A 21,369-nucleotide genomic window follows, 5' to 3' on the forward strand; every position below is an offset into this window, starting at 1 on the left:
AAAGAAAGAAGGAAAGAGTCATGCAACTCAATTCCGCAGAAATTTCTGAACTGATCAAGAGCCGCATTGAAGGGCTGTCCGCCAGCGCCGATATCCGCAACCAGGGCACCGTGGTGTCTGTGACCGACGGTATCGTTCGCGTCCACGGCTTGTCTGATGTGATGCAGGGCGAAATGCTTGAATTCCCATCTACAGCCGATGGCATCGCCACATTCGGCCTGGCCCTGAACCTCGAGCGTGACTCAGTCGGCGCCGTGATTTTGGGCGAGTACGAGCACATCTCCGAAGGCGACACAGTCAAGTGCACTGGCCGCATTCTGGAAGTGCCCGTCGGCCCCGAATTGATTGGCCGTGTGGTGAACGCTCTGGGTCAGCCGATTGACGGCAAAGGCCCGATCAACGCCAAGATGACCGATGTGATCGAAAAAGTCGCCCCTGGCGTGATCGCACGTAAATCGGTTGACCAGCCGATGCAAACCGGCCTGAAGTCGATCGACTCCATGGTGCCCGTGGGCCGTGGTCAGCGCGAATTGATCATTGGCGACCGTCAGACCGGCAAAACTGCCGTCGCGATCGACGCCATCATCAACCAAAAAGGTCAGAACATGACCTGCGTTTATGTCGCGATTGGCCAAAAAGCCTCTTCGATCAAAAACGTGGTGCGCGCTCTGGAACAAGCTGGCGCGATGGAATACACCATCGTCGTTGCTGCTTCTGCCTCCGAATCTGCTGCGATGCAGTACGTGTCCGCCTACTCCGGCTGCACGATGGGTGAATACTTCCGTGACCGCGGCGAAGACGCCTTGATCGTTTATGACGACCTGTCCAAGCAAGCCGTGGCTTACCGTCAAGTGTCGCTGCTGCTGCGCCGCCCACCAGGCCGCGAAGCCTACCCTGGCGATGTGTTCTATCTCCACAGCCGTCTGCTCGAACGCGCTGCCCGCGTGAACTCCGACTACGTCGAAGCCTTCACCAAAGGCGCTGTGACGGGCAAGACAGGTTCTTTGACGGCTCTGCCCATCATCGAAACCCAAGCCGGTGACGTGTCTGCATTCGTGCCCACCAACGTGATTTCGATCACCGACGGTCAGATTTTCTTGGAAACCAGTTTGTTCAACGCCGGCATCCGACCTGCGATCAACGCCGGTATCTCGGTCTCGCGCGTGGGCAGCTCGGCTCAGACCAAAGTCATCAAAGGTCAGTCCGGCGGTATCCGTACCGACTTGGCCCAATACCGTGAATTGGCTGCGTTTGCGCAGTTCGCGTCCGATTTGGACGAGTCCACACGCAAGCAGCTGGACCGCGGTGCCCGCGTGACGGAATTGCTCAAGCAAGCCCAGTACAGCCCGCTGTCCATCAGCCTGATGGGCGCCAGCTTGTTTGCGGTGAACAAAGGCTTCATGGACGACATCGACGTCAAGAAGGTCTTGGCTTTCGAGCACGGCTTGCACGCTTACTTGAAAGATTCGTGCGCTGCTTTGTTGGCCAAGATCGAAAGCAGCAAAGCGTTGGACAAAGAGGCAGAAGCCGAATTGCACACCGCCGTGGCCGCTTTCAAGAAAAGCTTTGCTTAATTTCCACCTGATCAAAAGGAGCCTCTGATGGCATCGGGCAAGGAACTACGCACCAAGATCAAATCGGTGGAAAACACCAAGAAGATCACCAAGGCCATGGAGATGATTTCCGTCTCCAAAATGCGCAAAGCGCAGGAGCGTATGCGCACGGCCCGGCCTTACAGCGAGAAGATTCGCACCATTGCGAGCCATCTTGGTCAGGCCAACCCTGAGTATGTGCACCCCTTCATGAAGCGCAACGACGGCAAGTCGGTGGGCTTTATTGTGGTCACCACGGACAAGGGTTTGTGTGGTGGCTTGAACACCAACCTGTTGCGTGCCGTGACGGTTCAATTGCGTGAAACACAAACACAGGGCAAAACCCCTGTGGCGGTGGCCATCGGTGGCAAGGGTCTCGGTTTTTTGAACCGTGTCAATGCCAAGGTGGTGTCTCATGTGACGCAACTGGGCGACAAACCGCACCTGGACAAGTTGATCGGCCCTGTCAAGGTCATGCTCGATGCGTACGCTGCTGGCGAAGTGAGTGCGGTTTACCTGTGCTACAACAAGTTTGTCAGCACCATGGCGCAAGTGCCTACCATCGACATGCTGCTGCCCCTGTCTGCCGCAGATATGAAGGCAGAAACCAAAGCAGCGGGTCACACACACGCTTGGGATTACATCTACGAACCCGATCCCCAATCGGTCATTGACGATTTGTTGATCCGCTATGCAGAGGCTCTGGCTTATCAAGCTGTGGCCGAAAACATGGCCTCAGAACACGCAGCACGGATGGTGGCCATGAAGGCCGCCACAGACAACGCTGGCAATGTGATTGGCGAACTCAAACTCGTCTACAACAAGACACGTCAAGCCGCCATCACCAAAGAACTGTCGGAAATCGTCTCTGGCGCAGCCGCGATCAGCGGTTGATTCCCAGTTCAGCAAATTCAAATTATTTGGAGCGAAAAATGCAAGCCCAAGGAAAAATTGTCCAGTGTATTGGTGCCGTGGTCGACGTGGAATTCCCACGCAACCAGATGCCCAAAATTTATGACGCGCTCAAAATGGACGGCTCTGCGCTGACCCTTGAAGTGCAGCAGCAACTCGGCGACGGCATCGTGCGCACCATTGCGCTCGGTTCATCCGACGGTTTGCGCCGCGGTTTGATCGTGTCCAACACCGGCAACCCCATCACCGTCCCCGTGGGCAAAGCCACACTGGGCCGCATCATGGACGTGCTCGGCTCACCCATCGACGAGCGTGGTCCCGTCAGCCAAGAACTGACTGCATCGATTCACCGCAAAGCGCCTGCTTACGATGAACTGAGCCCTTCACAAGAGCTGCTGGAAACCGGCATCAAGGTGATTGACTTGGTTTGCCCGTTCGCTAAAGGCGGTAAGGTTGGCTTGTTCGGTGGTGCCGGTGTGGGCAAGACCGTGAACATGATGGAACTGATCAACAACATCGCCAAAGCGCACAGCGGCTTGTCCGTGTTCGCAGGTGTGGGTGAGCGTACCCGTGAAGGCAACGACTTCTACCACGAGATGGCCGACTCCGGCGTTGTGAACCTCGAGAACCTGCCCGAGTCCAAAGTGGCCATGGTGTACGGTCAGATGAACGAGCCACCAGGCAACCGTCTGCGCGTTGCTCTGACAGGTCTGACCATCGCTGAATCTTTCCGCGACGAAGGCAAAGACGTTTTGTTCTTCGTGGACAACATCTACCGTTACACCTTGGCCGGTACCGAAGTGTCCGCATTGTTGGGTCGTATGCCTTCTGCTGTGGGTTACCAGCCTACCTTGGCCGAAGAAATGGGTCGCTTGCAAGAGCGCATCACATCGACCAAAGTCGGCTCGATCACCTCCATTCAGGCCGTTTACGTGCCAGCGGATGATTTGACTGACCCATCGCCTGCCACTACTTTCGCGCACTTGGACTCCACTGTTGTGTTGTCTCGTGACATCGCATCGTTGGGTATTTACCCAGCGGTGGATCCACTGGACTCCACCAGCCGTCAGCTCGACCCATTGGTTGTGGGTCAAGATCACTACGAAACAGCCCGTGCTGTTCAGGGTACTTTGCAGCGTTACCGCGAACTGCGCGACATCATCGCCATCATGGGCATGGACGACTTGGCACCCGAAGACAAGTTGGCTGTGGCCCGTGCCCGCAAGATTCAGCGTTTTCTGTCGCAGCCTTTCCACGTGGCTGAAGTGTTCACCGGCTCCCCTGGCAAGTACGTCACATTGGCCGAAACCATCCGGGGCTTCAAGATGATTGTGGCTGGCGAGTGCGATCACCTGCCAGAACAAGCTTTCTACATGGTCGGCACCATCGACGAAGCATTCGAAAAGGCCAAAAAGGCAGCTTAAAGCAGTGCCGCGGGGTGGCCAATCAGTGCCTTCCTGCTGCCCGCTTGAAAGCACCTTTTTAAGGAGAAAACATGAACACCATCCACGTTGATGTGGTCAGCGCCGAAGAGTCCATCTGGTCGGGTGAAGCCCGATTTGTGGCCTTGCCCGGTGAGTCTGGCGAACTGGGCATTTACCCACGCCACACGCCACTGATCACCCGCATCAAAGCCGGGTCGGTTCGCATCGAGAAGGCCGACGGCGGCGAAGAATTCGTTTTCGTGGCCGGTGGCATTTTGGAAGTGCAACCTGACTGCGTGACCGTGATGTCGGACACCGCGATTCGCGGCAAAGACCTCGACGAAGAAAAAGCCAATGCTGCCAAACAATTGGCCGAAGAAGCTCTGCGCAACGCCAACAGCGAAATCGACTTGGCCGTAGCGCAGTCTGAATTGGCGGTGCTGGCAGCCCAGTTGTCAGCCCTGCGTAAATACCGTAAAAAGTAATCAGCATTTGTTCATGCCAGTCTGAGCTTGGCATCCAGAAAATGACCAAAACCCGGCACAGTCCCTTGTGACCGGGTTTTTTATTGGACAGTAAACAGTGCAAAATGTCGCGATGAATTGCTGGACCAGAACAAGCCCATGAAACGCGCAAAACTCCAAGCGGCAGTGGTCGGCGGCACGCCTGATGACATTGAACAGGCCTTTTACGAAGCCCTGCACAAAGCCGACATCGAAAAACTCATGTCATGCTGGGCAGAAGAGGACGACATTGTCTGCGTGCATCCGGGAGGAGGACGCATGATCGGGGCGGGGGCGATACGCGCCACATTCGAGGCCATGTTCAACAATGGCAGTGTTCAGGCATTTCCCGAACGGGTTTACAAGGTGGAATCATTGGCCAGTTCAGTGCACCACTTGGTAGAAAGGGTGGAGGTCATCACACCGCAAGGGGCAAGGCAGGCCTATGTGATCGCCACGAATGTTTATCACAAGACCCCGCAAGGCTGGCGCATGGTGGCCCACCACGCCAGTCCAGGCACGCCCCAAGATGCCGTCGATGTGGGCGCCAAACCCACGGTCTTGCACTGAAAAGCGCATGCAGTACCAAGCACCCGCCTGGCTGCCCGGTGGACACGCCCAGACGATTTGGCCTGCACTGTATGCGCGCAGACGATCGGGGCCTATCCAACCCATGATCAGAGAAAGGTGGACAACACCCGATGCTGATTTTCTGGACATCGACAAACAGACGGCCACTCGAGCAGATCGGCCTATGCTTGTTCTTTTTCATGGTTTAGAAGGCTCTTCGATGAGCCACTATGCACAGGCATTTGCCGGTTGGGCTGACGCGCAAGACATGAATTTTGCAGTGCCCCATTTCAGGGGATGCAGTGGCCAGCTGAACCTTGCACCGCGCGCCTACCATTCAGGAGATCATGCAGAGATCAACTGGGTATTGGAGCGACTTCGCAGCGAGCACCAGGCCGCTGGTGGTCAAAAACTGCTGGTCGTTGGCATCTCCCTGGGTGGTAATGCATTAATGCGTTGGGCCGCGTTGCAAGGTCATCAAGCTGCGCTCAAAGCCGATGCCATAGCCGCCATCTGCGCACCACTTGACCTGATGCAAAGTGGACTCGCCATAGGTCGGGGGTTGAACCGGCAGATCTACACGCCCATGTTTTTACGCAGCATGAAACCCAAAGCCCTGGCCAAATGGGCGCAACACCCGGGCCTGTTTGACAAGACGGCCTTGATGGCAGCCAAAGATCTCTATGCATTTGATAACGTCTTCACCGCCCCTTTGCATGGATTCAAGGGAACCGACGATTACTGGACAAATGCTTCAGCTAAGCCCCTGATGCGCGACATTCGATTGCCCGCGCTCGCGCTCAATGCCTTGAATGATCCTTTTGTACCCGCCAACAGTCTTCCTGTTCAAGGCGATGTGTCAAACAGCGTGACCCTCTGGCAACCCGAGCAAGGCGGACATGTTGGTTTTGCAAAAGGGATTTGGCCGGGGCATTTGAGTGCAGCACCTGAAGCTGTCGGCGGATGGCTGTTGCAGGCCGTAGGACAGGGCACAAAGACAGGGGAGGCAAGACATGGATGACATCGTACGGCAAGCCATGGTCAAATGGCCCGATGTCCCGGATTGTTATGGTTGGCTGGGTCTGGACAGTCGGGGGCAATGGTGGATGCGCGATGACCGAGTGCAGGCAATGGGCGCTTTCCAAAGTGGTCAGCCTGGCGTCAAAGGCTCGTTGTTGAGACATGAAAAACTGATCGATTTCATCCAACGCAACTATGAGTTCGATGCGAAAGGGCAATGGTATTTCCAGAACGGTCCGCAAAGGGTTTACGTCGAACTCGAAATAACGCCCTACATTTGGCGCATTGAAAATGACTTTACCGTGATGGCGCACACCGGGGTTACGGCAGAGGTTCACAAAATTCTGGTAGACGAAAACGGCATGGTCTACTTGAACACCACGCTGGGTTTGGGGCTGGTGCACACACTGGATGTGGCAAGGGCAGCGCAAGCGATAGAGATGGGTCGATGGACTTTGGAGGATGCTTTAGCAAAGGATTTGCCTGGCCGATATGCGTATGAACTGAGCCCACTCAAGCTGAAAGCTGGACAAAAGCAGGCATAAAAAAAACCGACGGTATACGTCGGTTTGATGGAAAGTTGGTAATTTATTTGGCCGCTTCCGGGGCTTTGGGCTCGTCGAACTTGGCACCGCCTGCATTGGCCAAGTGCACCACAGCACGTGCAATTTCGGTATCGTTGAAATCACCACCACCCTGCGCTCCCATGGCGCCCTTGCCCTTGAGGGCGGAGTTCACCAAGCCCTCAAGGCCTTGGCCCAAACGTGCACGCCATGCACCGGCATCTGCAAACTTCGGCGCGCCAGCCGCACCGGCGTCATGGCATGCAGCACACTGCGCTTTGTAAACGTCAGCACCAGGTTTGAGGGGGCGATTGGCATCACGCACTTCAACAACGCCCACCTTCTGGATACGCATGGCCGTGGCTTTTTCGGTATTGACCGCACCTGCAGCAGGCTTGTTGCCCGAAGTCACGTAATACACCAAGCCAATGATGATGAACACGGGGATGACGAAAGAGGCGAAACTCAGCAAAAGCATCTGCTTAGGGGTTTTGACGGGACCCGTGTGGGCTTCGTGCTGTTCGTGGCTGTTGTCGCTCATGAGATCCTCTATTGGGGCGTGACCACAAGGGCCAATGTGTAGGTCAAAAATCAACCTCGGATTATAGCGTTGCACCCTTCATCGAACTTTCAAATCAGGTGATCTTGAGTGCGGGCGTGACATAATCCAAACATTGAAGTGCGGCTGTAGCTCAGTGGATAGAGTATTGGCCTCCGAAGCCAAGGGTCGTGGGTTCGATCCCCGCCAGCCGCACCATTGGGTTTCTTGGAAGCCTTGTGAAGACTCAGCAGGCTAAGGTATCGCAATGCCCATAGATGGACATGAGTCTTTTTGCAGGATCCAAGCAAACGTCTCCAGGATTCAGTGTCTGCAAGAGGCGATCACGCCAGTGAGGTAGGCATGTAACCAGACCGCCGACATGGGGCCTGATACCACCTGGATTGATGAACTGGCGCCTGCAGGCATGCTGGCTTTCAAATCTTTTTCGGCTGTAATCAACACGACCGACAAAGGCATATTTCCGCGCTGGTTAAAGTTTTCAAGAGCCTGGAAAGTCTTTTCCTGTTGGGGCCTTGGCATTGACATTTCGACCACGATCATGTCCGGTTTGAGGCTTGACAACTCCAGCAAAGCCTCTGTTACCGAATCAAAGAAATTAACACCAATCGGCAATTTCCATAAAACGCATTCCGCTTTGAGTTCCAAAAACAAAGAGGGTGATTCGATCACGACCGTGACATTGGGCTTGTGTGGGGGTTTGTATTGAGCCCCCACTACATGTCGTGAAACAGTTTGGTACTCCATGATCGAGTCCAGCGATATGCGGCGATGTCCGCCACGGGTTTTCCATCCTTTGAGGTCACCCTGGTCGACCAAAGTTTGCACCAAAGTGGTGGACAAACCGAGAATGCGCGCAGCTTCTGCCGTACTCAAAAATTGAGGCGTCTGAGACACTGTCTTGGATGGAGAACTGGTTTTGTGGGCTGTGTAAGGGCGATCAGTTTCGATTACAGGGGTAGATTCATCGGACATGTTGACGCTCCATTTCTAAGTTGTTATTTCACCGTTCACGCAAAGCTTGCGTGACGTTCTGCAGAGGGCGGAAAAGGTATTCAAGAACGGTCTTGTAGCCCGTGCGGATTTCTACAGATGCCGTCATGCCGGGTGAAGGGGTCAGACGCAAACCGTTGCGCAAATCTGTTGTCTCTTTCACGCGAACGATGATCCTGTAGAAGCCTTCTTCCAGCTCCACAGGATTGCCGGGCTTCTTTTGTTTTTCATCGCGCATGGTGTCGGGACTCAGATGCTCCAAAATACCTTCGAGTCCGCCATATTTGTTGAAGTCATAAGCGGTCAGCTTCACCACAGCTGCTTGGCCAACTTTCAAGAATGCCACTTCAGAAGGCTTGACATAAGCTTCCACCAGCATCACATCTTCAGTGGGAACGATTTCCAAAATCGGTTGACCCGCTTGGACAACGCCACCCACGGTGGTGATCTGTACATTTTTAACGACCCCTTTCATGGGGGAGCGAATCGTTGTGCGGAGGAATGCATCTTCCCGCGCAGAGGCGTTTTCTTTGGTCTGGGAAAGCTCCGATGCCACCCGTGTCAGCTCATTGTTGGCATCTGTGAGATAACGGTTTTGTCTTTCAGCACGTTGTCCCATCAGCTCCGATTGCTGGCGTTTAAGGCGGAGCAGCTCAACTTCAGACATCACGCCTTGGCGCACCATGGGTTCTGTGATGGTCAACTCCCGAGTGACGGCAGCCAAGGAGGTGTCCAAAGCTTGCAAAGACTGGGTCAACGAGCGCTTTCGGGCATTGAAAGCCTGTAGCTCTTGTTGTATCAAGTCGGGTTGTGCATTGAGGGCAGTTGGGAAAACGAGAGCAGTGCCATAGGCCTCTGCTTTGAGCCGAGCAGACAAGGCGGTTAAGGAGAGGAACTTTTCCTGCGCCTCCCTGAAAACAGCGCCTGTTCGTGCATCGTCGATGCGCAAAAGAACCTGATCCTTTTCAACGATACTGCCTTCTTTGACAAACAATTCACTCAAGACCCCAGAGTCAAGACTTTGGATAACTTGTTCTCGGCTGGTGGGGATCACCTTGCCTTGGCCGCGTGTGATTTCGTCAAGCTCGAACATGGCGGCCCAAACCAAGGCCAAAACCAAAGTCAGCCCGGTAGCCCAGACCAACATCTGGCTGGCGTGACGTTCGTCATCTTCAACAGTTTTGACGCCAAAGCCTGAACGGCTGGCTTTGCGCATGGTCATGTCGATGCTCCTTGGTTCTTGACACCATTGACATCAATGCCACGCGACAACTTGTCAATCATTTCCTGCTTGGGTCCAATGGCCACGCATTGGCCACTGTCGACGACGGCAATCAAATCCACCCACTCCAGGAGTTGGGGCCTGTGGGTGGCCATCAGGAGTGTTCGTCCTTGCAACCAATCCTTCAGGACAGCGATGACGCGCGCTTCTGTGTTTTGGTCCATGTTGGAGGTAGGCTCGTCCATGAAAACCAATTGAGGGTTGCGCAGCATCATGCGAGCGATGGAGAGCAATTGGCGTTGGCCACCCGACAACCCACCCCCCGCTTCAGTGACAGGCATGTCCAAGCCCAGCGGGTGAGTGGCGACGATGTCATAAATATTCAAAGCTTTGAGCACTTCAATGATCTTGACATCGGTGATCCAGCTGTCGGCCAGGATCAAGTTGTCGCGCACAGTGCCCATGAACAACTGTGGGTCTTGGCCCACGTAACCTATGCGGCTGCGAACCTCGCTGGGCTCGATTTGCTGCAAATCCACGCCGTCGAGTCGAATACTGCCGGCACCGGGGGCATAAAGACCCGCCATCAACCGCAACAAGGTGCTTTTGCCACTGCCGACGCGGCCGAGCATGGCGACTTTTTGACCCGGGCCAATTTGAATAGACAACTTTTTGATCACCGGGATCTTGTGTTCGCCAGGGTATGCAAACTCAAGTGCATCGGCTTGTAGCGCCCCTTGGATACTGTCGGGGACTAAATAATTTCGACCATGGACGCGATCGCGAGGACGCTTCATCAGGCCATCCAGTGTTTCCAACGACGTGGCAGCTTGCTGGTAACGAGATGCCAAGGACATGACGCTGGCCAAAGGCGCAATGGCACGCCCCGCCAAAATCACCGATGCGATCAGACCACCCAAGGTCAACTGGTTGGCGTGGATGAGGTAAACACCACCCACCACCATGGCCACTGTGATCATTTGCTGAACCGATGTGGTCAGCCCCATGATCCAGTTGGTCAAACTGCGAATACGTTTGTAGGAGTCGGCACCCGCTAGGTTGGACATTTCCCAGCGCCGCTGCAAATAGCTTTCGGCGTTATGGGCTTTGAGCAATTCGAGGTTGAGGACAGACTCCACCAAAACGCTTTGCTTGTCACCCGACTCCTTCATATTCTCCCGCATGGCGGTCATCAACGGCTTTTGTGCCAGCAACCCGATGATGATCAATACAGGTACGGCCAGAGCAGGGATCCAGACCAGTGGACCTCCTACCATGGCGATCAAGGCCAGAAACATCAAGACGAAAGGCATATCCGCCAACAGGACGAGAGAGGCCGATGAGAAGAAATCACGCAAGGATTCGAAGTCCCTCATGGAGCTGGCAAAAATACCTGCAGACTGGGGTCGATGCTCCAGGCGAATGGCCATGATCTCGCGCAAGAGCGTTGCGTTGATGGCCAGATCAGCCTTTTTGCCCCCCAGATCGACCAGGCGGGCTTTGAGCCAGCGCATGATGAATTCCAGGAAAATAGCGACAGATGTGCCAATGGCCAAGGTCCACAAGGAAGTGTAGGCACCCGTCGGCACCACACGGTCGTAAACGTTCATGGTGAAAAAGATCGAGGCCAGCGTGAGGACGTTGGCCACCACAGTGGCCACCATGGACTCCACGTAAAAAGCACGAAAGCGCCACAGCGTTCCCCAAAACCAGTTGAAGGCAGAGCCTTGCATGGGGGTCAAGGTTTGGTCATGACGCGTCGGTGGCAGTTTCAGGGCCAAGACCTCGGGGCGTGCCAAGGCTTGTAATTCGGCCATAGAAATCCGTTGGTCCTCCATGCCTTTGTCTGCCCACAAGACGATGGCTTCGTCGCCTTGAATGTGGCGCAGGACACAGGCGCGTCCGTCGATCAAGGGCATCAACACGGGGAGAACGTAGGGTGGAATCTCGGACAAGCGAACCTTTGACCACGCGGCCATCAAGCCGTTTTTGTGGGCCATGTCGGGGTAAGCGGACAAGGGCACTCGGTTTCGACTGTCGAGAGCAAATCCCGCTCGCATCACTTGATAGTGAACGGGCCGCCCCAACAGTTTCGCGGCCATGGTCATGCACAGCAGCAAGGGGTCGGCCATCGCGTCAGATCCCTGGGTAGGGCGATGCGGGGCATCGTCTATGGTGTGGGATGAAGTACCGCCCGTGGTGGGCAATGGAATCAATTTGGCCATGTTGAATTCATGTGGGTCAGTACGTCGTTCATTGGGTTGGTGCAGTCACCAGACCGGGCTCGGCTGAAAATCGTTTGGCCAGTTCACCGGTTGCCGCCAGCACGCGCACACGAGCAAGACGCTCATCGTGAAAAGCGGCTCTGGCAGCACTGCGGTAACCGAAGGTGTCGGCCTGGATGTTCAAAAGATCCAGCAAGGAACGCCTGGCGACCCGAAACTGCTGGCGGTAGGCGTCAACCAGTTTGTCGCCCACAAGGGTCTGTGCACTGCCCGTATCAGAACGGCCTTTGGCCGAAGCCCACTCTTGCCAGGCAAGCGCTGCTTTTTCACGGGCCAGCAGGCGAGCTTCTTCCAATGCAAACTCTGCTGATTTCACTTGGTTGACAGCACTTTCAACCAATGCCGAGGTGCCGCCGCCGTTGTAAAAGGGTGCATTGACCTGGAGTTGGGTCAAGGCTTCTTGTTTGCCGGTCAAGATGTTGTTTTGACGTGACAGTGCCAAGTCGACGGTGGGCCAGTATTGCCCCTTGGCCTGTCGAACACTGGCCTGTGCCGCCTGGAGTTGGGCGCGAGCTTGCGCAATGGGCGCCAAGTCCTCGGAGACAAGATCAATGGCCTTGCTCAAAGAGGTGGGGATGCGTCCCAAAACACCAGAGTCGGACATGGCCGCGTCCAAGTTCATGGGACGTGCATCCATTTCGCCTTTCCAGAAGCGGCGCAAGCGTTGCATGGCTTGCGCAAAATCTGACTTGCGCTGCTGTAAAGCCAACGTGGCGTTTTCCATGCGCACCAAGGCTTGCTCGTAATCCACCCGGCGTCCAGTGTCGGCTTGGGCAATTTTTTGAATGTCGTTCAGGGTTTCGCGGTGGGCGTTCACGTTGCGCACGGCCAGGCTGTACAAATCGGCGGTTTTGTCCCAATTGATATAGGCTTCAGCAGCCAGTTGCGCCACTTCATCCAGCGTGTTGGCTTGCTGGTATTCGGAGGCCAAAGTTAATGCCTCTGCTCGCTGTGCTTCGGCTTCAATCTTGCCGCCTGACCAGAGGTTGACTCGGGCTGTTGGGGTGATGGCGGTTCGCTGTGTGCCAGCGGACAGGGTACCGCCATTGGCCGTCGCGCTGACGCCGAGTTGGGGGTAATGAGCGCTGCGCGCTCGTGCGATGTCGCTGCGGGCGGCTGCCGTACGTGCGGAAGCAGACAAAACGGCAGGGTAGGTTTGTAAGGCCTGATTCACCACTTGAGGCAATGTCTGCGCATGCAACGTAACAGGCACAAGGGCGCCCACCAAAGTGAGGCAAGCGGCCGTGTAAGTGGCAAAAGACCCAAAAAAAAGCTTTTGCTGCTTTGTACACCAAAGAATGTATTTTCGACGGATCATTGCGGGTGAAATACTATTTACAGTAAAAATGAAATTCTCTCCAAAAAAAAAGATTGATAAAACCTCCAATTGGCGTACTCCTGCCAAATAAATAGCCAAAAATGGTGATTTCGTGAAAAAAAGATGTTGGGCACCTCAACGCTGCGGAGAAAAAAGGGGCAACGAAGGAGCTTGCTTGATGAAGAACAAGCATTAGGGCAATCTGGCAAGATCGCCCCGTACCTGAAAGAATCTGAATTTAGATTTTCCGAAACGTCAACAGCGTTTGAAGGAGCTGATAATACTATATTAATAGTTAATATGAATATTTATTGATAAAATAGTTATCATTTATCAATAAATATAACGTCAAGGCCAATACAGTAGAGGTGCTTCGCTTCGTCGAGAATTGAAGCGCACCGGCGAAGCCCACTCGCATCTGGGCGAATGCAAAGCGACACGCTAAAGTCAAAAAAGGCCGGATCAGACGCCGTAACGGTCCCGGTAGGTCTGCACAGGGGCCAAGTGGGCCAGCAACTCAGGCTGGCTCTGTCGGGCCAAAAAGGCCAGCAGGTCCGACAGCTGGGCGATGGTGCACACCTGCATGCCCAAGGTGTGGCGCACATACTGAACCGCGCTGTGCGGCACATCCTTGACCGAGCCGTCGTCTTGCTTTTCGGTGGCCATTTCCTGACGGTCCAGTGCAATCGCGATGGCATGCGGTGTGGCCCCTGCTGCCTTGATCAGCGCAATCGACTCGCGAGCAGCAGTGCCCGCGCTCATGACATCGTCCACGATCAGAACGCGTCCTTGAATGGGCGCACCCACCAATGAGCCACCTTCGCCGTGGTCCTTGGCTTCCTTACGGTTGTAGGCAAAGGGCACGTTGCGCCCCAAGCGGGCCAGTTCGATGGCCACGGCCGCACCCAGCGGGATGCCTTTGTAGGCCGGGCCGAAGATCATGTCGAACTCGATCCCACTGGTCAGCAAAGCTTTTGCATAAAATTGCGCCAGTCGGCTCAGCTTGGCGCCATCGTCAAACAGACCGGCGTTGAAAAAGTAAGGGCTCATGCGCCCGGCTTTGGTCTTGAATTGCCCAAAGCGCAACACGCCCGAATCCACCGCAAACTGCACAAATTCCTGAGCAAGCGCCTGCATCTCGGCGCTGCTTGCCTGACCTGTCACCATGGGGAAATCCTTGTTCAAACTCACCAGCCTCAACCTCAACGGCATCCGCTCGGCCACGACCAAGGGCGTTGAAGCCTGGCTGGCGCAAGAAAAACCCGATTGTATTGGCGTGCAAGAGGTCAAAGCTCAAGCCCCCGATGTGGCGGGCAAGTTTGAAGAGCTCGCGGGCCTCAAGGGGTACTTTCACTTTGCCGAGAAAAAAGGCTACTCGGGCGTGGGTGTTTACACCCGCCACGAACCCAGCGATGTGGTGGCCGGCTTTGACGGCGGCGAATTCGACGCGGAGGGCCGCTATGTGGAGCTGCGCTTTGACACGCCCACGCGCAAGATGTCCATCATCAGTTGCTACTTTCCCAGCGGCTCATCGGGCCCTGAGCGTCAGGAGGCCAAGTTCCGCTTTCTGAGTGTGATGTACCCGCACCTGATGGCCCTCAAGGGCGAGCGCGAATTCATCGTCTGCAGCGACGTGAACATCGCGCACCAGCAGGCTGATTTGAAAAACTGGCGCAGCAACCAGAAAAACAGTGGCTTCCTGCCCGAAGAACGCGCCTGGATGACACAGCTGACCACCGAAGGCGGTCTGGTGGACGTGTACCGCCGACTGCAGCCGCACACCACCGACGATTGCTACACCTGGTGGAGCAACCGGGGCCAAGCCTATGCCAACAACGTGGGCTGGCGGCTGGACTACCACCTGGCCACACCTGCTGTGGCCGAGAAGGCCCGCACCGAGCACATCTACAAGGGTGAGAAGTTCTCGGACCACGCCCCGATCACGATCGGCTACGACATGAGTTTGTGACTTGTGGCGTGGTGCGCACTGGATCCCGGGTCTTCGCCCGAGATGACAAAAGTTTCATGGATGTTTCAATTTCATTGGGCCGGATCAATGGCGCGTGTACGTCAGCATACGGCCCTTGTAAGCCTCCACGCCGTCGTGTGCGGCCTGGTCCAGCACCTGTTCATGCATCGCAAAACCCTCATGCGCCATGTGTTTGTGAAAGGCGGCGCGGTTGCCCCGGTTGGGGTCGATCACCCAGATCTCTGAACTGCGGGCGGCGTGTTCAACAATGAACTGAGCCAGCGTGCCCGCATCATCGCGTTCGTAGAGGATATCGCTGCCCACGATCAGGTCATATTCACCGCACACGGCCGCATCCTTGGCCTCTGTCAGCACAGGCAAGCCGTCTTGGCGAAGCGCGGCCGTGCCCCACAAACCGTGCCGGTAAGTGATGGGGGAGAGGCCATTGATGCGCGTGTTCTCGTCCAAAAACGCATGGGTTAGCGGGTGGCAATCACTGGCTGTGACCAGCGCGCCGCGGCGGTGCGCCACCAGGCTGGACAATGCCAAGCCGCAACCGATTTCCAAAATGCGCTCCCCCGTCACGGGGCGGCGTGCCATGCGTTCGGCCATGCGGATGCCCGAGGGCCACAAGAGGCCGAAAAGGGGCCAATTGGCTGAGGAAATGCCCAAGTTAAGGGCCTCGTCCAAAGGGTCGTGGAACTGGTTTTTATCGAGCAAGGAACGGATGAGCAGGTCATCCACGCCCGAAACCGCGATGCATTCCTGACGGGTCAGGTAGCCGGGTGAACTGGTTTGCAAAAAAACAATCGTTGCAGCGCGCAAGCCAATGATCAAAAGGCGCTGGCTGATGAGCAATGTACACCAGGCCTAGCAGAGTGGGATGCCTTGCACCTTGGCTTTTGGGATAATCCGGAGCATGCTGCAATACCAAACCATTCCCGTCACGCCCTTCCAGCAAAACTGTTCTCTCGTTTGGGACGACCAGAGTCGCCAGGCGGCGGTCGTTGATCCGGGGGGCGATCTGGATTTGATTTTGGACGCCGTGCGCCGCCATGGCGTCACGCTGGAGCAAATCTGGATCACCCATGGCCATCTGGACCACGCTTCGGGCACGGCCGACCTGGCCGAACAACTGGGGGGCTTGCCCATCATTGGGCCGCATCCTGCAGACCAGTTCTGGATCGATGGATTGCCTGCGGCGGCAGCGGCTTATGGGTTTCCGCCTGCGCGGGTCTTCAAGCCCACGCGCTGGCTGGCCGATGGTGACACCGTCACGCTGGGGTCACACACTTTGCAGGTGCGCCACTGCCCGGGCCACACGCCCGGCCATGTGGTGTTTTATTCGCCTGAAATCAAGCGCGCTTTTGTGGGCGATGTGTTGTTTGCGGGCAGCATTGGCCGCACCGATTTTCCGCAAGGCAATCACGACGATCTGATCGCCAGCATCACTCAGCGTCTGTGGCCCATGGGCCATGACACGGTGTTCATTCCAGGGCACGGACCGGAAAGCACCTTTGGGCGTGAGCGGCAGAGCAACCCCTACGTTCGGGACAAGTGAGACCTAGCTGCAGCTCATTACAGCTTGCTAGCAAGCGCTCCCGTCACCGCGAGGAGCGAAGCGACGCGGCAGTCCATGGATTGCTTCGTGCCTCGCAATGACGGGATGGGATACAAGTTTGCTTTGCACTGTGTTCTGACGAACGTTGCAGCTGCCTAACACGTACCCCCGTCACTGCGAGGAGCGAAGCGACGCGGCAGTCTATGGTGCTATGACCGTTGCTCAGCCCCGACGCGCTTGTTCGTAGAGGTGCTGCACCTTGGGCAGGTTGGCCTGCAGCTCTTCGATGCGGTTGTTGCCACTGGGGTGGGTGGACAAAAACGATGGCCCGCCATTGCCACTGGCCGCTTGCATCTTTTGCCACAAAGTCACGCTGGCTTCGGGCCGGTAGCCGCCACGCGCTGCGATTTCCAGACCCACCAGGTCGGACTCGGTTTCGTCGTCGCGGCTGTACTTCAAGGTGAGCAATTGGGTGCCCAAACTGGCGGCCACATCACCCAAAGAGCCCAGTCCCAACAATTGCGAAGCGATTGACAAGCCTATGCCGGTGGCCTGGGTTTTGGCCAAGCGCTCGCGGGCGTGTTCGCGCAGGGCGTGTGCCATCTCATGCCCCATGATCATGGCCACTTCGTCGTCGTTCAGGCGCAACTGATCCAGGATGCCGGTGTAAAACGCGATCTTGCCGCCGGGCATGCACCAGGCATTGATCTGCTTGCTGCCGATCAGATTGACCTGCCACTTCCAATCACGTGCGCGCTGGTTCCAGGGCGTGGTGTGCGGGATGAGTTTTTGGGCGATGGCGTGCAGACGTTGCAGTTGCGGGTGACCATCGGACGCCAATGCGTTTTGAGCGCGGGCTTCTGCCAAGACTTTCGCGTATTGCTGGCGGGCCGAATTTTCCAGTGTCTCGGCCGGAACCAGTTTGCGCAAACTTGAGGACGAGCCCACATCGACCTGGGCCATTGCGGAGCCTGCAGCGCCCGCACCAGCGGCCAAGAGGAAGGCCCGGCGGGCTTGCCAGCGCGGCGATGAAGGGGCCGCAGCGTCGATGTCGGTGTCAGCGTGGGCGTGGGCGTGGGCGGCGGAGGTTTTGAGGTTGCAAATAAAGCACATGGTATGCAAATCATAACGAATGCAGCGGGTCTTGAATACTTTCACGCATTCGATTCGTTGGCAAATGTCAGCGGCTGCAAGTCACCCAGCCGTTGGGCCTTGTGCAGTTGATAATCCGCCAATGTCTGACCTTGCCCCAACTGCCGCCCCCAACGACAACACGCCGCCTGCCACGGTGCGCACCTGGCGCGAGGCGCTGCGCCTTTACCTTCAGCCCGCCAGCCTGCGCATGTTGGCGCTGGGCTTTTCAGCGGGCTTGCCGCTGCTGTTGGTGCTGGGCACGCTCAGTTTTCGGTTGCGCGAGGCGGGCATTGATCGCAGCACCATTGGTTACCTCAGCTGGGTCGGGCTGGCCTATGGCGTGAAGTGGATGTGGGCCCCGCTGGTGGACCGCATGCCCATTCCCTGGCTCACACGGCAGCTGGGTCGCAGGCGCAGCTGGTTGCTGGTGTCGCAGCTGGTGATCGCGTTCGGGCTGGTGGGCATGGCCCTGAACGACCCTTCGCAATTGCTCGGTCCGTTGGTGGCTTGTGCTTTGGCGGTGGCCATCGCTTCAGCCACGCAAGACATTGCGCTGGACGCCTACCGCATTGAGTCGGCCGAGGTGAACGCCCAAGCCGCCTTGGCGGCCAGCTACCAAACGGGTTATCGCTTGGCCATGATCTGGGCCGGGGCGGGCGTGCTGTGGATCGCGGCTTTGGCCCAAGGCGAGCAAACGCCCGGCTATGCGCAGTCGGCTTGGCAAGCGGCCTACCTGGTCATGGCACTGAGCATGCTGCCAGGCATGTGGGTGGTTCTGGCTTCGCCCGAACCGGTGCCTGCACCCTTTGCGCCTGCGCGCAATGTGGCCGAGTGGCTCAAGGGCGCGGTGGTCGAGCCCTTTGCCGATTTCTGGCTGCGCTACCGCTGGCAGGCGGTGTTGCTGCTGGCGCTGATCGCGGTTTACCGCATCAGTGACGTGGTCATGGGCATCATGGCCAACCCGTTTTATGTGGACATGGGTTTTACCAAAAGCGAAGTGGCCAGCGTGACCAAGCTGTACGGCGTCATCATGACCCTGGTGGGCGCGTTTGTGGGCGGTGTGCTGTCGGCGCGGCTGGGCGTCATGCGGGTGCTCATGTTGGGGGCGGCCTTAAGTGCGCTCACCAATTTGCTGTTTGTCTGGCTCAGTGGCGTGGGCCACGACGTACAAGCGCTGGTGTGGGTCATCTCGGCAGACAACCTGGCCAGCGGCATTGCCTCTGCCGCGTTCATCGCCTATTTGTCCTCGCTCACCAACATCAGCTATTCGGCCACGCAATACGCGCTGCTCAGCTCCATGATGCTGCTGCTGCCCAAGTTCATCGCCGGATTTTCGGGGGAATTTGTGGATGCGCATGGCTACGCCAGCTTCTTCACGGCCACGGCCTGGCTGGGCTTGCCGGTGCTTGTGCTGGTGGCCTTTGCCTCGAGGGTGCATGCGCGTTCTTCGGAACATGGATCGCTTCATTCCTAGCGATGACGGCTCTCCCGTCACTGCGAGCGAAGCGCGGCAGTCCATGGATTGCTTCGTGCCTCGCAATGACATGGGTCAATTGCTTAGTGCCTCGCAATGACCACTGTTTTGTCATGGCGAGGAGCGAAGCGACGCGGCCATCCATATTACGTTTACCAAACTTTACCGTTTGGATGTCCCGTGACCCAGAACCAGAGTGGATGATCAAGCCATGCAACAACTCTTGATGATCGAAGACGATGCGCGCCTCGCGGGCATGGTGGCGGACTACCTGGGGCAAAACGGTTTTGGCGTCAGCCTTGCGCCCAACGCGCAAAGAGGTCTGGCCCGATTGCAAAGCGCGGGCGTGGAGCTGGTCATCCTTGACCTGATGCTGCCCGACCTGGATGGCCTGCAGGTGTGCCAACGCATCCGCGCCCTGCCCGGCGCTTTGGGCCAAGTGCCTGTGCTCATGCTCACGGCCAAAGGCGATCCGATGGACCGCATCATTGGCCTGGAAATGGGGGCTGACGATTATTTGCCCAAGCCCTTTGAGCCCCGCGAATTGCTGGCCCGCATCAAAGCCATCTTGCGCCGCCACAACACCGTCCATGACACGACCCAAAAGCTGCTGCAATTTGGCTCGCTCGAGATTGACCGAGATGCCCGCCGCGTCAGCGTCAAGGGGCAGGAATGCGATTTGACTTCCCACCAGTACGACCTGTTGGTGGTTCTGGCCGAGCGTGCGGGCCGCGTGCTGACGCGCGACCAGATCATGGAGGCTGTGCGGGGTCGCGAACTCGAAGCCTTTGACCGATCGATTGATGTGCACATGGGGCGCATCCGAGCCGCCATCGAGGACGACCCCAAAGCACCGCAACGCATCCTGACCGTGCGCGGTGTGGGCTATGTGTTTGCCCGCCAACAAGACTGATTGCATGCCGATCCAAGCTTTGTCGCGCCGCTGGTCACGCCACCTGTACCTGCGCATCTGGCTCGCGGTTGTGGGTGTCGTGACCCTGTTGATGCTGGTGGTGGGCTGGGCCTGGCGTGCCACGGTCGAGCACCATGCCGCGCCGCCCGCCCCGCGTGAATGGGTGGTGCTGAACGCGCAGGGTGATGTGTTGGCCAGCACCACTCGGGCGGGGCCTTTTGCACCTTTGGTCTTTGAGGTGCCCTTGCCCGATGGCCAAACCTTGGCGCTTCAGGTCCAGCGCAGCGGCGAACGTGCCGGTGAGCGCCACCGCCCCCCCGCTTCAGAAGGCAGGCCGGGCATGCTTGGCATGGGGCCGGGCGCGCCAGGGCACTTTCCGCCCCACCAGTCGCCCCACTTACCGCCCCACTTGCGCAGAGACATGCCTTGGTGGGCCAAGCCCACGGGGTTTTTCTGGATGCTGGGCCTGATCGGCTTGGCCGTGGCGCTGGGCCTGTACCCGGTGGTGCGCAGGCTCACGCAGCGGCTTGAAGGCCTGCAGCGCGGCGTGCAGCGCTGGGGGGAGGGCGACTTGTCGGCGCGCGTGCCGGTGCAAGGCGACGATGAAGTGGCCGATTTGTCCGAACGTTTCAACGCGGCGGCCGCGCGCATCGAAGGCCTGATGGCCTCGCAAAAATCCTTGCTGGCCAACGCCTCGCATGAGCTGCGTTCGCCACTGGCACGCATCCGCATGGGGCTGGAGCTGTTGAACGGCCCCGCTGCCGACTCGGACGCGCATGCCCGCAGCCGCACCGAAATTTTGCGCAACATGGCCGAGCTGGATCAGCTGATCGACGAGATTTTGCTGGCCAGTCGCCTTGACGCGAAAGAAGCGGATATCGGCACCGTGGAGGCGGTGGACCTGGTGGGCCTGTGTGCTGAAGAGTGCGCGCGCGTGGGGGCCGAGCTGGAAGTGCCACCAGGCCAGTCGCAGCTGGAGGTGCTGGGGGTGGCCAAGCTGCTGCGCCGCCTGGTGCGCAACCTGCTGGAAAACGCAGGGCGGCACGGTGCCAGCGGCCACGAAACCGCGCAAGGCCAGGGCATTGCCCTGAGCTTGACTCAGCAAGGCCAGACGGTCCGAATTCGGGTGTGTGACCACGGCCCGGGCGTGCCCTCTGACTACCGAGATCGGATCTTTGAGCCCTTTTTCCGATTGCCTGGGGCCAGTGAGCGTGTGGGCGGTGTGGGCTTGGGGCTCTCGCTCGTCAAGTCGATTTCAGAGCGCCATGGCGGGCGGGTAAGGTGCGCAGACCGCCCCGGTGGCGGTGCCTGCTTTGAGGTGGATTTGCCCCAAAGCAAAACGGCGAACCCCTGAGGG

General features: G+C 57.4%; 20 protein-coding genes and 1 tRNA gene. 13 read left to right on the plus strand and 8 right to left on the minus strand.

Translation table 11 applies throughout. The features are described 5' to 3' along the window. The first annotated feature begins 20 nt into the window (after positions 1 to 20). The 7 genes from atpA to B9Z49_RS06200 all read left to right on the plus strand — a co-directional run bounded on the left by atpA (position 21) and on the right by B9Z49_RS06200 (position 6,566). Positions 21 to 1,574, plus strand: a complete 1,554-nt coding sequence (atpA, locus tag B9Z49_RS06170; protein ID WP_108352571.1) for a F0F1 ATP synthase subunit alpha — start codon at positions 21 to 23, stop codon at positions 1,572 to 1,574. 27 nt (positions 1,575 to 1,601) lie between these two features. After that, entirely contained in the window at positions 1,602 to 2,486 is an 885-nt protein-coding gene (gene atpG, locus B9Z49_RS06175; RefSeq protein WP_108352572.1) for a F0F1 ATP synthase subunit gamma, read from the plus strand. Between the two features lie 38 nt (positions 2,487 to 2,524). Beyond that, positions 2,525 to 3,928 carry a F0F1 ATP synthase subunit beta gene (atpD, locus tag B9Z49_RS06180; protein WP_108352573.1) on the plus strand — a complete coding sequence of 468 codons (1,404 nt, stop codon included), beginning with the start codon at positions 2,525 to 2,527 and terminating at the stop codon, positions 3,926 to 3,928. A 71-nt stretch (positions 3,929 to 3,999) separates the two neighbouring features. Continuing rightward, positions 4,000 to 4,413 (plus strand): F0F1 ATP synthase subunit epsilon, encoded by a 414-nt coding sequence (locus B9Z49_RS06185; protein WP_108352574.1) that lies wholly within the window; start codon positions 4,000 to 4,002, stop codon positions 4,411 to 4,413. Between the two features lie 138 nt (positions 4,414 to 4,551). Next, positions 4,552 to 5,001, plus strand: coding sequence for a nuclear transport factor 2 family protein (locus tag B9Z49_RS06190; protein WP_108352792.1), 450 nt, complete (start codon positions 4,552 to 4,554; stop codon positions 4,999 to 5,001). 7 nt (positions 5,002 to 5,008) lie between these two features. Further along, positions 5,009 to 6,022: a YheT family hydrolase gene (locus B9Z49_RS06195; protein WP_108352575.1), complete on the plus strand. Its 1,014-nt coding sequence runs from the start codon at positions 5,009 to 5,011 to the stop codon at positions 6,020 to 6,022. Further along, the gene (locus B9Z49_RS06200; RefSeq protein ID WP_108352576.1) at positions 6,015 to 6,566 is read left to right on the plus strand and encodes a DUF2946 family protein; all 552 of its coding nucleotides are present in this window, start codon (positions 6,015 to 6,017) and stop codon (positions 6,564 to 6,566) included. Before B9Z49_RS06195 ends, B9Z49_RS06200 begins: the two co-directional genes overlap by 8 nt. Before the next feature lie 43 nt (positions 6,567 to 6,609). Here B9Z49_RS06200 and B9Z49_RS06205 read toward each other — a convergent pair whose 3' ends face one another. After that, complete coding sequence (locus tag B9Z49_RS06205) at positions 6,610 to 7,125, minus strand: cytochrome c5 family protein (protein WP_108352577.1); 516 nt, start codon at positions 7,123 to 7,125, stop codon at positions 6,610 to 6,612. A gap of 140 nt (positions 7,126 to 7,265) precedes the next feature. Here B9Z49_RS06205 and B9Z49_RS06210 point away from each other — a divergent pair. Beyond that, positions 7,266 to 7,341, plus strand: a tRNA-Arg gene (locus tag B9Z49_RS06210). A gap of 105 nt (positions 7,342 to 7,446) precedes the next feature. On the opposite strand, the gene B9Z49_RS06215 is transcribed toward B9Z49_RS06210, so the two are convergent. The 5 genes from B9Z49_RS06215 to pyrE form a co-directional block, all read right to left on the minus strand. Beyond that, positions 7,447 to 8,118 (minus strand): helix-turn-helix domain-containing protein, encoded by a 672-nt coding sequence (locus B9Z49_RS06215; protein WP_108352578.1) that lies wholly within the window; start codon positions 8,116 to 8,118, stop codon positions 7,447 to 7,449. Between the two features lie 28 nt (positions 8,119 to 8,146). Beyond that, the gene (locus B9Z49_RS06220) at positions 8,147 to 9,352 is read right to left on the minus strand and encodes an HlyD family type I secretion periplasmic adaptor subunit (RefSeq protein WP_158273430.1); all 1,206 of its coding nucleotides are present in this window, start codon (positions 9,350 to 9,352) and stop codon (positions 8,147 to 8,149) included. Between the two features lie 2 nt (positions 9,353 to 9,354). Then, complete coding sequence (locus tag B9Z49_RS06225; RefSeq protein ID WP_108352580.1) at positions 9,355 to 11,583, minus strand: type I secretion system permease/ATPase; 2,229 nt, start codon at positions 11,581 to 11,583, stop codon at positions 9,355 to 9,357. A gap of 28 nt (positions 11,584 to 11,611) precedes the next feature. Beyond that, complete coding sequence (locus B9Z49_RS06230) at positions 11,612 to 12,961, minus strand: TolC family protein (protein WP_108352581.1); 1,350 nt, start codon at positions 12,959 to 12,961, stop codon at positions 11,612 to 11,614. Positions 12,962 to 13,423: 462 nt separating this feature from the next. Next, complete coding sequence (gene pyrE / locus B9Z49_RS06235; protein ID WP_108352582.1) at positions 13,424 to 14,128, minus strand: orotate phosphoribosyltransferase; 705 nt, start codon at positions 14,126 to 14,128, stop codon at positions 13,424 to 13,426. Between the two features lie 10 nt (positions 14,129 to 14,138). Between pyrE and B9Z49_RS06240 the strand changes: the two genes are divergently transcribed. After that, positions 14,139 to 14,930, plus strand: coding sequence for an exodeoxyribonuclease III (locus B9Z49_RS06240; protein ID WP_108352793.1), 792 nt, complete (start codon positions 14,139 to 14,141; stop codon positions 14,928 to 14,930). Between the two features lie 84 nt (positions 14,931 to 15,014). Here B9Z49_RS06240 and B9Z49_RS06245 read toward each other — a convergent pair whose 3' ends face one another. Beyond that, the gene (locus B9Z49_RS06245) at positions 15,015 to 15,731 is read right to left on the minus strand and encodes a methyltransferase (protein ID WP_108352794.1); all 717 of its coding nucleotides are present in this window, start codon (positions 15,729 to 15,731) and stop codon (positions 15,015 to 15,017) included. Positions 15,732 to 15,849: 118 nt separating this feature from the next. Here B9Z49_RS06245 and B9Z49_RS06250 point away from each other — a divergent pair, with 118 nt between their 5' ends. Next, a complete protein-coding gene (locus tag B9Z49_RS06250; RefSeq protein WP_108352583.1) occupies positions 15,850 to 16,491 on the plus strand; it encodes an MBL fold metallo-hydrolase in 642 nt (213 codons plus the stop codon). A 222-nt stretch (positions 16,492 to 16,713) separates the two neighbouring features. Here B9Z49_RS06250 and B9Z49_RS06255 read toward each other — a convergent pair whose 3' ends face one another. Beyond that, positions 16,714 to 17,604: a M48 family metallopeptidase gene (locus B9Z49_RS06255; protein WP_108352584.1), complete on the minus strand. Its 891-nt coding sequence runs from the start codon at positions 17,602 to 17,604 to the stop codon at positions 16,714 to 16,716. 121 nt (positions 17,605 to 17,725) lie between these two features. Here B9Z49_RS06255 and B9Z49_RS06260 point away from each other — a divergent pair, with 121 nt between their 5' ends. From B9Z49_RS06260 to B9Z49_RS06270, 3 genes are all read left to right on the plus strand, one after another. Then, positions 17,726 to 19,099: an MFS transporter gene (locus B9Z49_RS06260; RefSeq protein WP_199224999.1), complete on the plus strand. Its 1,374-nt coding sequence runs from the start codon at positions 17,726 to 17,728 to the stop codon at positions 19,097 to 19,099. A 211-nt stretch (positions 19,100 to 19,310) separates the two neighbouring features. Then, a complete protein-coding gene (locus tag B9Z49_RS06265) occupies positions 19,311 to 20,012 on the plus strand; it encodes a response regulator (RefSeq protein ID WP_108352795.1) in 702 nt (233 codons plus the stop codon). Positions 20,013 to 20,016: 4 nt separating this feature from the next. Further along, a complete protein-coding gene (locus B9Z49_RS06270; protein ID WP_233254534.1) occupies positions 20,017 to 21,366 on the plus strand; it encodes a HAMP domain-containing sensor histidine kinase in 1,350 nt (449 codons plus the stop codon). The last annotated feature ends 3 nt before the right edge of the window (positions 21,367 to 21,369 follow it).

Origin of the sequence: Limnohabitans sp. 2KL-51, assembly GCF_003063645.1 — a bacterium.
Lineage (GTDB): Bacteria > Pseudomonadota > Gammaproteobacteria > Burkholderiales > Burkholderiaceae_C > Limnohabitans_A.